This window comes from Methylobacterium sp. 13MFTsu3.1M2 (assembly GCF_900112625.1).
Lineage (GTDB): Bacteria > Pseudomonadota > Alphaproteobacteria > Rhizobiales > Beijerinckiaceae > Methylobacterium.
The window spans coordinates 50,577-63,708 of the sequence record NZ_FOMM01000026.1; the positions used below are offsets into that span (position 1 = coordinate 50,577).

14 protein-coding genes are annotated in these 13,132 nt (G+C 74.2%); 5 read left to right on the plus strand and 9 right to left on the minus strand.

The window, feature by feature from the left end; all coding sequences use genetic code 11:
* Window positions 1-22 precede the first annotated feature (22 nt).
* The gene (locus tag BM314_RS23690) at window positions 23-271 is read left to right on the plus strand and encodes a hypothetical protein (protein ID WP_026605197.1); all 249 of its coding nucleotides are present in this window, start codon (window positions 23-25) and stop codon (window positions 269-271) included.
* Window positions 272-275: 4 nt separating this feature from the next.
* Here the strand turns inward: BM314_RS23690 and BM314_RS23695 are convergent, their stop codons facing one another.
* A complete protein-coding gene (locus tag BM314_RS23695) occupies window positions 276-1,052 on the minus strand; it encodes a 3-hydroxyacyl-CoA dehydrogenase (RefSeq protein ID WP_091980630.1) in 777 nt (258 codons plus the stop codon).
* A gap of 354 nt (window positions 1,053-1,406) precedes the next feature.
* Between BM314_RS23695 and BM314_RS23700 the strand changes: the two genes are divergently transcribed.
* Window positions 1,407-2,135, plus strand: coding sequence for an SGNH/GDSL hydrolase family protein (locus BM314_RS23700; RefSeq protein ID WP_091980632.1), 729 nt, complete (start codon window positions 1,407-1,409; stop codon window positions 2,133-2,135).
* A complete protein-coding gene (locus BM314_RS23705; protein ID WP_091980634.1) occupies window positions 2,132-2,449 on the plus strand; it encodes a hypothetical protein in 318 nt (105 codons plus the stop codon). Before BM314_RS23700 ends, BM314_RS23705 begins: the two co-directional genes overlap by 4 nt.
* 11 nt (window positions 2,450-2,460) lie before the next feature.
* Here the strand turns inward: BM314_RS23705 and BM314_RS23710 are convergent, their stop codons facing one another.
* Window positions 2,461-3,234: a GNAT family N-acetyltransferase gene (locus tag BM314_RS23710; RefSeq protein WP_091682592.1), complete on the minus strand. Its 774-nt coding sequence runs from the start codon at window positions 3,232-3,234 to the stop codon at window positions 2,461-2,463.
* A gap of 329 nt (window positions 3,235-3,563) precedes the next feature.
* Between BM314_RS23710 and BM314_RS23715 the strand changes: the two genes are divergently transcribed.
* A complete protein-coding gene (locus tag BM314_RS23715; RefSeq protein WP_244540018.1) occupies window positions 3,564-4,625 on the plus strand; it encodes a GNAT family N-acetyltransferase in 1,062 nt (353 codons plus the stop codon).
* Window positions 4,626-4,675: 50 nt separating this feature from the next.
* Here the strand turns inward: BM314_RS23715 and BM314_RS23720 are convergent, their stop codons facing one another.
* Window positions 4,676-5,395 carry a sigma-70 family RNA polymerase sigma factor gene (locus BM314_RS23720; RefSeq protein WP_244540019.1) on the minus strand — a complete coding sequence of 240 codons (720 nt, stop codon included), beginning with the start codon at window positions 5,393-5,395 and terminating at the stop codon, window positions 4,676-4,678.
* 344 nt (window positions 5,396-5,739) lie between these two features.
* Between BM314_RS23720 and BM314_RS23725 the strand changes: the two genes are divergently transcribed.
* Complete coding sequence (locus BM314_RS23725) at window positions 5,740-6,135, plus strand: DUF3307 domain-containing protein (protein ID WP_091682595.1); 396 nt, start codon at window positions 5,740-5,742, stop codon at window positions 6,133-6,135.
* Window positions 6,136-6,169: 34 nt separating this feature from the next.
* Here BM314_RS23725 and BM314_RS23730 read toward each other — a convergent pair whose 3' ends face one another.
* The 6 genes from BM314_RS23730 to BM314_RS23755 all read right to left on the minus strand — a co-directional run bounded on the left by BM314_RS23730 (window position 6,170) and on the right by BM314_RS23755 (window position 13,129).
* Entirely contained in the window at window positions 6,170-8,425 is a 2,256-nt protein-coding gene (locus BM314_RS23730) for a cyclic nucleotide-binding domain-containing protein (protein WP_091980640.1), read from the minus strand.
* Between the two features lie 281 nt (window positions 8,426-8,706).
* Window positions 8,707-8,976, minus strand: coding sequence for a hypothetical protein (locus tag BM314_RS23735; RefSeq protein WP_012318328.1), 270 nt, complete (start codon window positions 8,974-8,976; stop codon window positions 8,707-8,709).
* A gap of 141 nt (window positions 8,977-9,117) precedes the next feature.
* A complete protein-coding gene (gene ssuD / locus BM314_RS23740) occupies window positions 9,118-10,293 on the minus strand; it encodes an FMNH2-dependent alkanesulfonate monooxygenase (RefSeq protein ID WP_020094784.1) in 1,176 nt (391 codons plus the stop codon).
* Between the two features lie 117 nt (window positions 10,294-10,410).
* Window positions 10,411-11,298, minus strand: coding sequence for an ABC transporter ATP-binding protein (locus BM314_RS23745; protein WP_170868163.1), 888 nt, complete (start codon window positions 11,296-11,298; stop codon window positions 10,411-10,413).
* A complete protein-coding gene (gene ssuC / locus BM314_RS23750) occupies window positions 11,298-12,080 on the minus strand; it encodes an aliphatic sulfonate ABC transporter permease SsuC (RefSeq protein WP_056527222.1) in 783 nt (260 codons plus the stop codon). The genes BM314_RS23745 and ssuC overlap by 1 nt, the downstream gene beginning before the upstream one ends.
* On the minus strand, window positions 12,080-13,129 hold the full coding sequence (locus BM314_RS23755) for a sulfonate ABC transporter substrate-binding protein (protein ID WP_091980642.1): 1,050 nt from the start codon (window positions 13,127-13,129) through the stop codon (window positions 12,080-12,082). The genes ssuC and BM314_RS23755 overlap by 1 nt, the downstream gene beginning before the upstream one ends.
* Window positions 13,130-13,132 lie beyond the last annotated feature (3 nt).

Consider the following 13,132-nt stretch of genomic DNA (forward strand, 5'->3'; position numbering starts at 1 on the left):
CGTCCCCCCGATGGAGCAGGCCATGACCGCGCACGAGCCCGAGCCGCTGGACGAGTTCACCCGCCTGCACGCCAAGCTGTCCGCCCTGGAGATCGTGCTCGGCGTCCTGATCGGGCGCCTCTCCGAGGAGAACCCGGAGATCCGCGAGGACGTGAAGCGCGACGTGGCGGCGATCCTGTCGGACCTGCCGATCGACGGCCCGAGCGAGGAGATGATCGCCGCCGAGGTCCGCCGCGCCGCCGAGGTGCTGACCAGCGTGTCGATCGGCTGAGCCGTCAGCGCGGCGGCATCCGCAGCGCCCCGTCGAGCCGGATGGTCTCGCCGTTCAGCATCGGGTTCTCGCAGATGTGCCGGACGAGGTCGGCGTATTCCGACGGGCGGCCGAGGCGGGCTGGGAACGGCACGCTCTGGCCGAGCGTGTCCTGCACGTCCTGGGGCAGACCCGCCATCATCGGCGTCTCGAAGATGCCCGGCGCGATGGTGACCACCCGGATGCCGTGCCGGGCGAGCTCCCGGGCGATCGGCAGGGTCATCGACACCACCCCCCCCTTCGAGGCCGCGTAGGCGGCCTGCCCGATCTGGCCGTCGAAGGCCGCGATCGAGGCGGTGTTCACGATCACGCCCCGGGCGCCGGCCGCGTCCGGCGCCTCGCGGGCGATGGCGTCGGCGGCCAGCCGGATCATGTTGAACGTGCCGACGAGGTTGACCGAGACCGCCCGCGCGAAGGTCTCGAGCCGGTGCGGCCCGTCGCGGCCGACCACCTTCTCCCCCGGCGCGATGCCGGCGCAGTTCACCAGCCCGTGGAGGTGCCCGAACGCGTCGAGCGCCGTCCGGACCGCCGCCGCGCCGTCCGTCTCGCGGGTGACGTCCGTCTCAGCGAAACGGGCCTGCGCCCCGAGGTCCGCCGCCACACGGGCGCCGGCCTCCCGGGCGATGTCGGCCACGACCACCCGCGCCCCCGCCGCCGCGAGGCCCCGCGCCGTCGCCTCCCCGAGGCCCGAGCCCGCGCCCGTGACGATGAAGACCCGGTCCCTGATCATCGCGCTCGCCATCCTGGCTCCCCGCCGCTCCCGGGCGGCCGACGGCGCCCCGCGAGTCCCGAGGTAGCGCGGCGCCGCGGCCGCCGGAAGGTGTCCGGCCCGGCACATGCGCCCGATCGCGCCCGCGCCGCGATTGACGTGTGAATTTTTCCCACATATACGTGGTGAAGGTGATCTAGTGTACTGGATCATATTAACGCGTGTTTCTGAGAAGTTTATCCGGTGATTCGTCTCGCGGCGGCAAGTCGTTCGGCCGCACGTGACCTGTCGTCCCCTGTATCCGGGCTGCGGACCGGCCCGCGCCCGTCATCCTCCGGTCCCGGCCGTCCGGGAGCGGCCGCTCCCTCACGCCTGATCAGGACAGCCATGGGCGCCCACTGGATCGAGAATGCGGCCCGGCACTGGCGGCACGGGCGGATCGTCGGGCACCGCTTCGCCGAGCGGCGTCCCGGCATCCGCGCGGCCCTCCGGGCGGCCGCGCCCGGCAGCGTGCTGCTCGCCGGCAATTCCCACGCGGAGCTCGTCGGCGCGCCGGATCTCGGCGGCCGGCCCTGCATCAACGTCGCGGTCGGCGGCAGCACCGCGGCCGATTGCGGCCGCCAGCTCGCGGCGCTGTGCGTCCCGGTCCGCTGCGCGGCCGCGGTGCTGATCATCGGCACCAACGACATCCAGCGCTGGCGCCATCCCGAGCGGGCCCGGGTGGTCGACCGGTTCGAGGCCGATGTCCGGGATATCCTGCGCCGCCTGGAGGCCTGGGCCGCGCAGGTCTTCGTCGCGGCGATCCCGCCGATCGGTGCCGGGGCGACCGGGCGCGATCCCGCCGCCGTCGCGGTCTTCTCGGATCGCCTCGCGGCACTCTGCGCCGCGGGGGGCCGCACCTTCTTCGACCCGTTCGCGCCGTGGCGATTCGGCACCGGCGGCCTCGCCGGTCCGGGCCTCCACCGGGACGGCGTGCATCTGGCCGACTACGCGCCCCTGGCCGCGGCGCTCGCCAGCGCGGTGGTGCTTGATGCGCTCCCGCTCGCGCCCGTCCGGAGGCCCGTGCCGGCCGCGCCCCTGCGGATCCTGCGCGCCGCCTGGATCGGCCGGCCGTGAGGCTCCGCGCGCGCCTCGCCGCGGCCCTGCGGCCGCCCGCGCGCGCCGGCGTGCAGCACCTCCCCCGGCGGGTCTGGCCCGGCGAGGAGGCGGCTTGGCGCGACGAGAACGGCGTCCGCCACCCGCGAGCGGTGCGCCGTGCCCTCGCGGCGCTGGCCGCCCTCGAACCCCGCGGTCGCTACGGCGCCCGGATCGAGGGACGGGGCAAGGTCGTGACCGGTCCGGCCAGTGCGCTCGTCCTGCGCGACGCGGAGGCGGAGATCGGGTTCGTCCTCGGCCTCACGCCCGACGGGTACGGCGCGGAGCTGTTCTGAGCGGGTCCGGATCAGGGCGGGGTCGTGCACAGCAGGGTCGGCGCGCAGGCCGTCCGGAAGCCTGCCCGCGCGTAGAGGGCCTCGGTCCTGCCGTCGGCGGGGCATTGCAGGAAGACCTGGGCGGCCCCCCGCGCCCGCGCCTCGCGCAGGGCAGCGACCGTCACGGCGGTGCCGAGGCCGCGGCGCTGCCGGTCGGCCCGCGTGCTGACATTGTACAGACCCGCCGTCTCGCCGCGCAGGTAGAGGCTGGCGCAGGCCGCCGGGCCGGCGGCGTCGCGCAGGACGAGGTGCAGGGTCACGAGGCCGTGCCGGCCCCGAGCCGCGCGCAGCGCCGGGATGTAGTAGCGGCGCAGATGCGTCCGCACGCCCGGCGCGTCGGACAGGTGGGCGAAGACCCTCTCGAAATCCGGCCCCGGCGCGGGCGTCGCCTGCACGGTGACGGCGCTGCCGGCCGGGGCCGGCGCCGGAAGCTCCCGCGCCACCATCCAGCGCGCCGGGTAGAGGATCGCGGGCTCGAACAGGGCGCGCAGAAGCGCGATCTCGCCGTCGTCCCGGGCCAGGAAGGCCGGCGCCCGCGCGCGCCCGAGGGCGGCCGCGCCCGCCCAGGCGAACTGGTCGGGACGGTGCACGCCGAAGGCGAAGTTCACGGTCGGGTCCGGGATGCTGCGCGACCAGACGTAGCCGGCGCCCCCGGGGCCGTGCTCGACGCCGTCGATCAGGGAGCCGGTGAGCGCCGCCACATGGGCGTCGCGCAGGGTCTCGAAGGTCGGTTCGGGCGCCTGCATGTCAGGCGGCCGTCCGAGCGGAGGCTCGCGCGGGGGACGGCGCCCGGGCCTCGGCGGTGTCCCTGGCTGCGTCCCCGGCCGTGTCCCCGGCCGTGCCCGGACTTGCCTCCGCAGCCGTGTCCGCGCCCGCCTCCTGGCCGTGCCTGTCCATCCGCTCGCTCCTGCGCCGCTCGGGCTTCGACGGAGTGACGGTTGAGGCGGGGCGCCGTTCATGCTGTCGCACCCGGTGCCGGCGGACGGCGCCCGCACGAAACCTCTGAACGCCGGACGGGCCCATCCGTCAGGGAGGTGCCGGCGACGCGGAGGTGCCGGCGACGCGCGGAGGACGGATGACGGACGCTTCGAGCCAGCGGATGCGCGACGCGGGGGCGCATCCCCCGAAGCCGCGCGATGACGGGGGGCTGGAAACCGCGCGGGACGCCGCGCCGGTGTCCCTCACCCTGGAGGGGACCCGCGAAGTGCCGGTGATCCGCCTCGCCGAGCCGGTCGCGCCGGCGGCGGCCGCGGAGGCGATCCTGGCGCGCGCCGAGGCGCTGACCGCCCAGGACATGCAGGTCCTGCGCATCGTCGTCGCGGCCGATCCGGCGACGTCCGGACGGCTGCTCGACCTCGGCGCGGCCCGGGCCCTCGGTGACGGCGACGGGGTCGAGATCCTGCCGGGGCTCCTCTGGCAATGCGCCGCCCGCTGGCTCCCGCGGGCCCGGCCGCCCTTCCCCGAGCTGTTCACCGCCACGGCCGGCCGCCGCCACCCGCTGCGGCCCCGGACGCCCGCCGGCACGGTCTACGCGCGGGCGATCCCGTGGCTCGATCGGCGTCTGAGCTTCCGCACGATGACGGAGCCCGGCGACGTCGCCCTGTTCTCTACCTGGATGAACGACCCCCGCATCGCCGCGATCTGGCAGGAGACCGGTACCCTGGAGGCGCACGCCGCCTACATCGCCGGGCTCCAGGCCGACCCCGCGACCCTGCCGCTGTTCGGCTGCCTCGACGGCAGGCCGTTCGGCTATTTCGAGCTGTACTGGGCGCGGGAGAGCCGCCTCGGGCCGCTCTACGAGGCCGGCCCCTACGACCGCGGCTGGCACGTCGCGATCGGCGACGCGTCCGTACGCGGGCGGCCCGCGCTCTCGGCCTGGCTGCCGTCGCTGATGCACTACCTGTTCCTCGACGAGCCGCGCACGCAGCGCGTCGTCGGCGAGCCGCGGGCCGATCACGCCCAGCAGATCCGGAACCTCCACGGCTCCGGCTTCGCGACGATCGCGACCATCGACTTCCCCCACAAGCGCGCGGCCCTGGTCGCGCTGTCGCGCGAGCACTTCGTGCGCGACCGGCTCTGGGTGCCGGGGGCGGCCGCTGCCGACGCCGTGCCGCGGCCTCCCGCGGTGCCCGCCTAGACCGCCCTCCGCGAACAGGGATGAGCGTCCGGTGACGCCCCCGCCCCCGCCTACGGGCCCGTCGCCGGCGGGCTGATGATCGCCTGCGCTGGGCCGCGGCCGAGGTCCTGGCCGACGGGCGCGGTCCGGCGCCGCTGCCGGCCTGGGGCCTCGGCGCGCGCCGGGCAGGCGGCGCAGCGCCGGTCGAGGGCCGCGAGGCAGTGCAGGTGGCCGCGGCGCACGAGGCCGCACACCAGGGCGCGCGAGACCCCGAGCCGGGCCGCGATCTCGATCTGCGGCACGCCCTCGACCCGGTGGAGCTGGAAGGCCGTGCGCACCGGCTCCGGCAGCTCGGCCACCGCGGCCTCCACCTGCCGTAGGGATTCCCGCGACGCCGCGGCCGCCTCGGGAGTGCCGGTGCCGGGATCGGCCGGGTCCGGCGCGGCGTCGAGGCCGGTGAACAGGCGCCGCTCGAGGCCCTGCCGCCGCGCCCGGTCTAGGGCGAGGTTGCGCACCATCCGCCCGACATAGGCGGCCTGGATCGCGGTCTCGGCCGGGGGCGGATCGGCGATCAGCCGGAGCAGCACGTCCTGGACGACGTCCTCCGCCTGGGCCGGGCAGCCCAGGATGCGGCGCGCCCGCGCCAGATAGGCCGCGCGATGGCGCTCGAACGCCGCGAGGTTCCATGATCCGCCGGGCGGAGGGCGGCCGGGCCGGCCCGGCGGGACCGCGGCGATCCCGTGGCCGGAGGGACCGGCGTCGCAGTTCCAGGTCGCCACTGTCCCGCTCACAATGTCCCATCGGCACGGCGCGTGCGGGTGGGACGCGTAACACGCGGCTCTTCTGTGTAACAACGTCTATCTTCGTGGATTGGAATTATTAAAACTCGAAATATCGACATCCGTTCGAGGGAATAGATGAAAGATCTGGACGTTCGCCCCGGCGCGGGGCGGGAAATCGTTCCGGACTCTGCATTCCACGGTGCCGCGCCCGAGATCGGGCCGGCGGCCGCGCCGGATTTCCGGTCGCGCCAGGGTCCGTCGGCGCGTGTATGCTGGCGCTTCCTCGATTCGGCGCGCGGTGCGCGCCGCCGAACCCGTCCCCGCAGGATCGCGGCAGGAGAGCCAGGGCCGCGATGCCGTCCGTCGATACGCTCGTCCCGGTGGGTGCCTTCGCGCTGCTGGTCCTGGCGTTCGCCGTGAAGCACCTCGCGGCGGACTTCTTCCTTCAGACCAACTGGATGGCGCAGGGCAAGCAGCGGTCGTCCGCCTGGCTCGCGCCCCTCTGCGCCCATACCGGCCTGCACGGCCTCGGCACGCTGGCGATCGCGCTGGCGGTGAAGCCGGCCCTGTGGTGGCTGGCGCTCGTTGATTTCGCGATCCACACGGGGATCGATCGCGGCAAGGTGCTGGTCGGCCAGCGGACCCGCCTGCCGGCCACGGACGCCCGGTTCTGGTGGCTGATCGGCATCGACCAGTTCCTGCACCAAGTCACCCATCTCGGGCTCGCCGTGGTGCTGGCGGCGGCCTGACCCCTGACCGGGAGAGCGGGCGCCGCCGGGCGCCTCACTGCATCTCGGCCTCGAGCAGCCGGTTCGTGTCGGAGACCTTGCCGGCCAGTTCCAGGATCAGGAAGCGCTGGAAGGCGAGCGCGAGGTCCGGGCGCTCCCGCTCCATCCGCGCGAGGGCGGCACGGTCGATGACGACCACCCGGCAGGGGCTCTCGGCGACGGCGGTGGCGGTGCGCCGCCCGCCCTGGACCAGCGCGATCTCGCCGATCACCGTGCCGGCCGTGGTGGTGCGCAGGCGCAGGTTGCCGCGGCCGGGGACCTCCATCTCGATGGAGACGAGGCCCTGCTCCAGGAAGTAGAGGGCATCGGCCGCCTCCCCCTGGCGCATCAGCGCCGCGCCCGCCGCGAGCTCGCGGACCGTCAGGTAGGGCGCGAAGTCGTCCGGGCCGAACGTGCTGCCGAGCCGGTCGGCCATGTGCCGGGCGAAGACGGCGACTTCCCCCGGGCCGGCGCCGCCGGCCTCCGCCAGGAGCGTCGCCTCGGCGGCGCGCAGGGCCTCGTCCAGCGTGTCAAGGATCCGGACACGCGGGTCGGCGGTGAGGCCGTTGCGGGTGATCAGCAGGCGCGCGACCGGATCCACGTGGACCAGCAGCACCTCGAAGCGCCGCTGCTCGGCGAGCTGGCCAACCTTGCGGAACGCGATCAGCGCCGAGCTGTCGAGTCCCACGGTCTCGCGGAAATCCAGGATCAGCACGCGCAGATCCCCGGCCTCCGCGGCGGCCCGGCGGAAGATCGCCTGCGCGTTGAGGAAGAACAGGTAGCCCTGCAGGGTGTAGATCCGGGTCCGGCCGCCGGCCGCCTCGAGCCGCGCGGCGGCGTCGGGGCCGCGGATCACGCTGCTGCGCCGGTCCGCCCCGGAGAGCGACCGGCGGATCGCGCCGATCTGCCCGTACTGGACCCCGAAGATCAGGATCGCCAGCAGGACGCCGACGAGGAAGCCCGTGGTGGCCCCGAAATACGCGGTGGCGGTGCACACGACCAGCGCGATGGCGATCTCCCAGCCCGGCAGGGTCCGGCTGGCGACGCCGAGGTTGAACAGGAGCCCGATGCCGATGGCGATCAGGGCGCCGCCGGCCAGCGGGCGGGGCAGCAGCGCCAGGGGGCTCGCGCCGACGATGAGGAGCGCCGCCATGACCGCGAGGGTCAGCCACCAGCCGAGCCAGTGGCCGCCGCCGATGTTGTGCAGCAGCAGCGTCGAGGTCCGGCCGAAGCCCATCGCGGAGCTGCCGAACACGCTGCCGACCAAGTTGGTGGCGCCCGAGGCGACGAACATCCGGTCGATGTCGAGGTCGCGCCGGATCTCCAGCTCGACGCTCACCACGTAGAGGATCTGGATGATCACCGCCACGACGACCAGGGTGGCGATCTTGGGCCAGATCGGCAGGAGCAGGTGCGGATCGAAGGCCGTCAGGCTGCCGATGGCGGGCGGCCGCAGCAGCGTGCCCGTCGGCAGCGGCTCGATCAGCCATCCCGATGCCTGCCCGGCGGCGACGCTGGTGCCCGTCCAGGCCAGCCCGAGATGGACCACCGCGAGGCTCGACAGGATCACCGTCGGGTAGGTCCCCCAGTGCCGAACGATCCGGGGGAGGTAGAAGGCGCAGAACCCGATCACGAGGGTCAGGGCGATGCGCGCGAGCGCCCCGGCATCGATCCGGCCCGGATCGAGGTTCGCCGGATCGACGGCGTGGAGCAGGGCCGCGAGCGGGTCGTCGACATGGCCGCCGATCTGCACGCCGCTGCGCAGGAACAGCAGGCCGACGCCGCCGAGGAAGCCGGCGAGCACCGGGTAGGGCAGGAGCTGCACCAGCAGGGAGGCCCGCAGGGTGCCGAGCAACGCGAAGATCACGCCGGTGGCGAAGGTCGAGACGCCGCAGGCGACGAGCACGAGCTGGCCGACCGTCTCCGGATCGGTGACGCCCGCGGCCTCGAGCTGCCCGGCGACCGCCGAGGCGATCGCCGCCTGCACGATCGCGGCCGCGCCGATGAAGGACAGCGAGATCCGCGCGGTGCGGCGCAGCGCGATGAAGACGAGGCTGCCCAGCACGTAGGCCGCGAGCAGCGCCGACAGGCCGGCCGCGCGGCTCTCCACCAGCGGCCCCGAGAAGATGAGCTGGGAGTAGCTGATGAGGTCGAGGAGCAGCACCATCACGGTGACGGCCGCCGCCGCTCCGATGCGGGCCCCGCGCAGGATCGCCGCGCGGCCGCCGGCCGGGGATGCGGTCCCGGCGGACGTCAGGTCGGTTGTCGTCATCGGCACGGTACCCGCGTCTCGAAATCCCGATGGGCGCGGAGATCGCAGATCCCGGGGCAGATCCCGTGCGATCACGTGCACGGATCGTCGCCGAATCGCAGGACCTGACCTTGGCCACGCCAGTTCTCAACCGATGGCAGGCGCCGGCTTAAATTATCGTGCAGGCCGCTTCCGCGCGGCAGCATTGTGGGATCGCCGCGGTGGATCGCGCGGCGGATCAGCCGATCCGCCGCGCCGTCGGGGGCTCCCGGGTCGCGGCCGCCGCGACGGTCGTTCGGCCCTCAGCGCGCCTCGCTGACGCGCTTGGTCGCCCGCTGCTCCTTCTTGTAGGCGGTGATCGCCGCCGAGCAGTTCGGGGAGAGCTTCTTGAGGTTGGCCTTGAAGCAGGCCTCGACCTCCGGGCCACCCGGTGCGTAGGCGCTGCAGAAATCCATGTAGTCGCCGGTGCAGTACTGCTTGAGGGCTTCCCGGGCCGGGGATTGCTCCGCGAAGGCCGCGGCGGGGCCGAGGCACAGACCGATGGCCAGGAGGGCCGTCTTGGTCGAAGTCATCGAAATCCTACGCTCGTCCAGGCCGCGCGAGCGGGTCGCGCGGCGATGGGCGGTGCGGATGGGCGCCAAGGATGGCATGACCATGACGTCCGGGCCGCCCGAACGCAGATCAGCCATGCCCCGTGCCGGCGGGGCCGCCGGTCAGTGCGCGCTGACGCGGCGGGTCGGCACGAGGTCGTTGGCGATGATCTCGCCGAACGGGCCGTCGTTGCGGGCATTGCCGGCCGGCCGCCCGGTCGTGGCGCGCAGCGGCAGCTTCGGGAAGACCAGCTCGGCGAACCGGTAGGCCTCCTCCAGGTGCGGGTAGCCCGAGAGGATGAAGCGGTCGATCCCGAGATCGATGTACTCCTTCATCCGGTCGGCGACCTGGTCGGCCGAGCCGACCAGCGCCGTCCCGGCGCCGCCGCGGACGAGGCCGACGCCGGCCCAGAGGTTCGGCGCCACCACGAGCTTGTCGCGGCTGCCGCCGTGGAGCGCCATCATGCGGCTCTGGCCGACGGAATCCTGCCGCTTCAGGGTCTCCTGCGCCTTGGCGATGGTGGCGTCGTCGAGCTTCGAGATCAGCTGCTCGGCGGCCTCCCAGGCCGCGGCCTCGGTCTCGCGGGCGATGACGTGCAGGCGGATGCCGTACGAGAAGGTCTTGCCCTTCGCCTCGGCGGCCTCCCGGGCGGCGGCGATCTTCTCGGCGACCTGGGCCGGGGGTTCGCCCCAGGTCAGGTAGACGTCGCAATGCTCGGCCGCGACCGCCATGCCGGCCGCCGACGAGCCGCCGAAATAGAGCGGCGGATAGGGCTTCTGCACCGGCGGGAAGATCAGCCGGCCGTTCTCGGTGCGCAGGTGATCGCCCCGGAAGGTCACGGTCTCGCCCGCGAGCAGGCCGCGCCAGATCGTCAGGAACTCGTCGGTGACGGCGTAGCGTTCGTCGTGGGACAGGAACACGCCGTCGCCGGCGAGTTCCACCGGGTCGCCGCCGGTGACGACGTTGATCAGGAGGCGCCCGTCCGAGATCCGGTCGAGGGTCGCGGTCATGCGGGCCGCCGCGGAGGGCTCCATCAGGCCCGGCCGCACCGCCACGAGGAAGCGCAGCTGCTTGGTCAGCGGCGCCAGCGCCGAGGCGACGATCCAGGAATCCTCGCAGGAGCGTCCGGTGGGCAGCAGCACGCCGTAATAGCCGAGCTCGTCCGCCCCCTGCGCGATCTGCCGGAGATAGCTGAGCGAGACGTCCCGGGCCCCCTCCCGCGCGCCGAGATAGCGGCCGTCGCCGTGGGTCGGCAGGAACCAGAGGACGTCGGCGCGTCCGTCATTGGCTGCTGTCATCGGAATCTCCTGTGCGGCCCGGTGGCCGGATGCGGAAAAGCCGGACCCGACTGCGCGGATCCGGTGATCGTCGAGAGCTAGGGCGGGCCGCCGCTTCCGGGAAACGGCGGCCCGCGTTCAGGCGGTCGGCTGCGATCCGAGCAGGTGATCGAGGATGCGGCCCTCGAGGCGGGCGAGGTCCGGATCCCCGCGCCGGCGCGGCCGCGGCACGTCGACCCGCAGGTCGAGGGCGATCCGGCCGGCCTCGACCACGAGGATGCGGTCGGCCAGCGCCACGGCCTCGGCGACGTCGTGCGTGACGAGGAGAGCGGTGAACCCCTGCGCCCGCCAGATCCGCTCGATCAGGTCCTGCATGCCGATCCGGGTCAGGGCGTCGAGGGCGCCCAGCGGCTCGTCGAGGGCGAGCAGGCCCGGCCGGCTCACCAGCGCCCGGGCCAGGGCCACGCGCTGGCGCTGGCCGCCCGACAGGGTGGCGGGCCACTGCCCGGCCTTGTCGGCGAGGCCGACCTCGGCGAGCGCCGCGAGCGCCCGCTCCCGGCGCTCGGCCCGGGAGCCGTGCCCCGACAGGCCGACCGCGACGTTGTCGACGACCCGCGCCCAGGGCAGCAGCCGCGGCTCCTGGAACATGATCCGCTTCGGCGGCTCGGACCGGCGCGGGGAGCGCTCCGGCCCCTCCAGGTCGATCCGCCCGCCCGTGGGCGTGTCGAGCCCGAGGATGAGGCGCAGCAGGGTGCTCTTGCCGCAGCCGGAGCGGCCGACCACCGCGGTGAACCCGCCGGCCGGCAGGAACAGGTTCAGGCCCTCGATGACGGCGGTGCCGTCGAAGCTCTTGTCCAGGTCGCGGACGGTGACGGCGATCCCGCGGGCCGGCGGTGACGGGGGCAGATCCGCGGGCGGCTCCGCGGGCAGATCCGCTTGCCTGTGCCCCGGGGCGGCGCCGGGCGCCGGGCGCGGATCCGTGCCCGGGTCGGGAAGCGCCTCGCGGCGGACGGCGTCGAGCAGCATCAGGCGCTCCTGTAGGCGGGGTTCCAGGCGAGGCAGGCGCGCTCGAGCTGGCGGGTCAGGGCGTCGGCGAACTTGCCGAGGGCGGCGTAGATCAGGATCGCCAGCACGACGACGTCGACCAGCATGAACTCCCGGGCCTGCATGGCCATGTAGCCGAGCCCCGACGAGGCCGAGATCGTCTCGGCGACGATCAGCGTCAGCCACATGATGCCTAGCGCGTAGCGCAGGCCCACGAAGATCGACGGCAGGGCGCCGGGCAGCACCACGCGGGTGAACAGCTCGGTGCGGGACATGCCGTAGACCCGGCCCATCTCCACGAGGCCCGGATCCACCGAGCGGATGCCGTGCAGGGTGTTGGCGTAGATCGGGAAGAACACGCCGAGCGCCACGAGGAACAGCTTGGCCTCCTCGCCGATGCCGAACCACAGGATCACCAGCGGGATCAGCGACAGGTGGGGCACGTTGCGCACCATCTGCACCGAGGTGTCGGTGAGCCGCTCCGACAGGCGCGACAGGCCGTTGGCGAGGCCGAGCCCGAAGCCGATGCCGCCGCCGATCACGAAGCCCGCCAGCGCCCGCAGGGTGCTGACGCCGAGATTGGTCCAGAGCTCCCCGGTCCGCCCGGCCTCCCAGCCGGCCCGGACCACGTCGAGGGGCGCCGGCATGAAGCGGTTGGAGACGAGGCCGGCCGAGACCGCGGCCTGCCAGCCCAGCAGGATGGCGGCCGGCAGCAGCCAGGGCACCGCGGAGTCGCGCAGGCGAACGAGCTTCGAGGGGCGCATCAGCGGTTCTCCGTCCGCTTCTCGGACTTGAGGGCGTCCGCGGGCCGGGGGGGCGTCCAGACCGCGTCGGCGACCCGGACGGGCTTCGGCAGGAGCCCGAGACGGTGGAAGCTGTCGGCGACCCTCTGCTGGTCGGCGATCGCGGCTGCGTCGAGGGGCGCGACGCCGTAGGACAGGCGGCCGAGCGCCACGGCGAGAACCGGCGCGGGGATGCCCACCGAGGGCGCCAGTTCCGCCGCCACGGCGTCGGCATGGCCCTCCGCCCAGGCGTCGATCTCCCCGATCGCCTGCAGCACGGCCGAGACGATCGCGGGGCTGGTGTCGGTGAAGCCGCGCCGGGACAGGTAGAACTGGCGGTTGGGGGCGAGCGCGTGCCCGTCGACCCCGCGCCCGTCGACCAGGACCCGGGCGCCCGTGGCGCGCTCGGCGGCGGCCTGGAACGGGTCCCAGATCACCCAGGCATCGACGGAGCCGCGCACGAACGCGGCGTTGGCGTCGGCCGGCGCGAGGTAGGCGAGCGTCACCGCGTCGTAGGGGACGCCCGCCTGCTCCAGGGCGCGCACCAGCAGGTAGTGGACGTTCGATCCCTTGTTGAGGGCGACGGTCTTGCCGCGCAGGTCGGCGACGCTGCGGATCGGGCTGTCCTTGGGCACGAGGATCGCCTCGCCCCGCGGCGCCGGCGGCTCGGCGGCCACGTAGCGCAGCTCCGGGCTCGCCGCTTGGGCGAAGATCGGCGGCGCCTCGCCGGCCGAGCCGAGATCGATCGCCCCGGCATTCAGCGCCTCCAGGAGCGGCGGCCCGGACGGGAACTCGGACCACGCCACCGCGGTGCCGAGGGGCTGGAGGGCCTTCTCCAGGGTGCCGCGGGCCTTCAGCAGCACGAGGGACCCGTATTTCTGGTAGCCGATGCGGATGGTGCCGGCCGCGCGGGCCGGCCGCAGCAGCGGGGCAGCCGCGAGGCCGAGGCCGGCGGACAGGAGGAGGCGGCGGTTCGGGGCGGGGGCGCCGGCGGATGACAGGGACAGCGCGCGGGGCGATCGGTCGGTCATGGC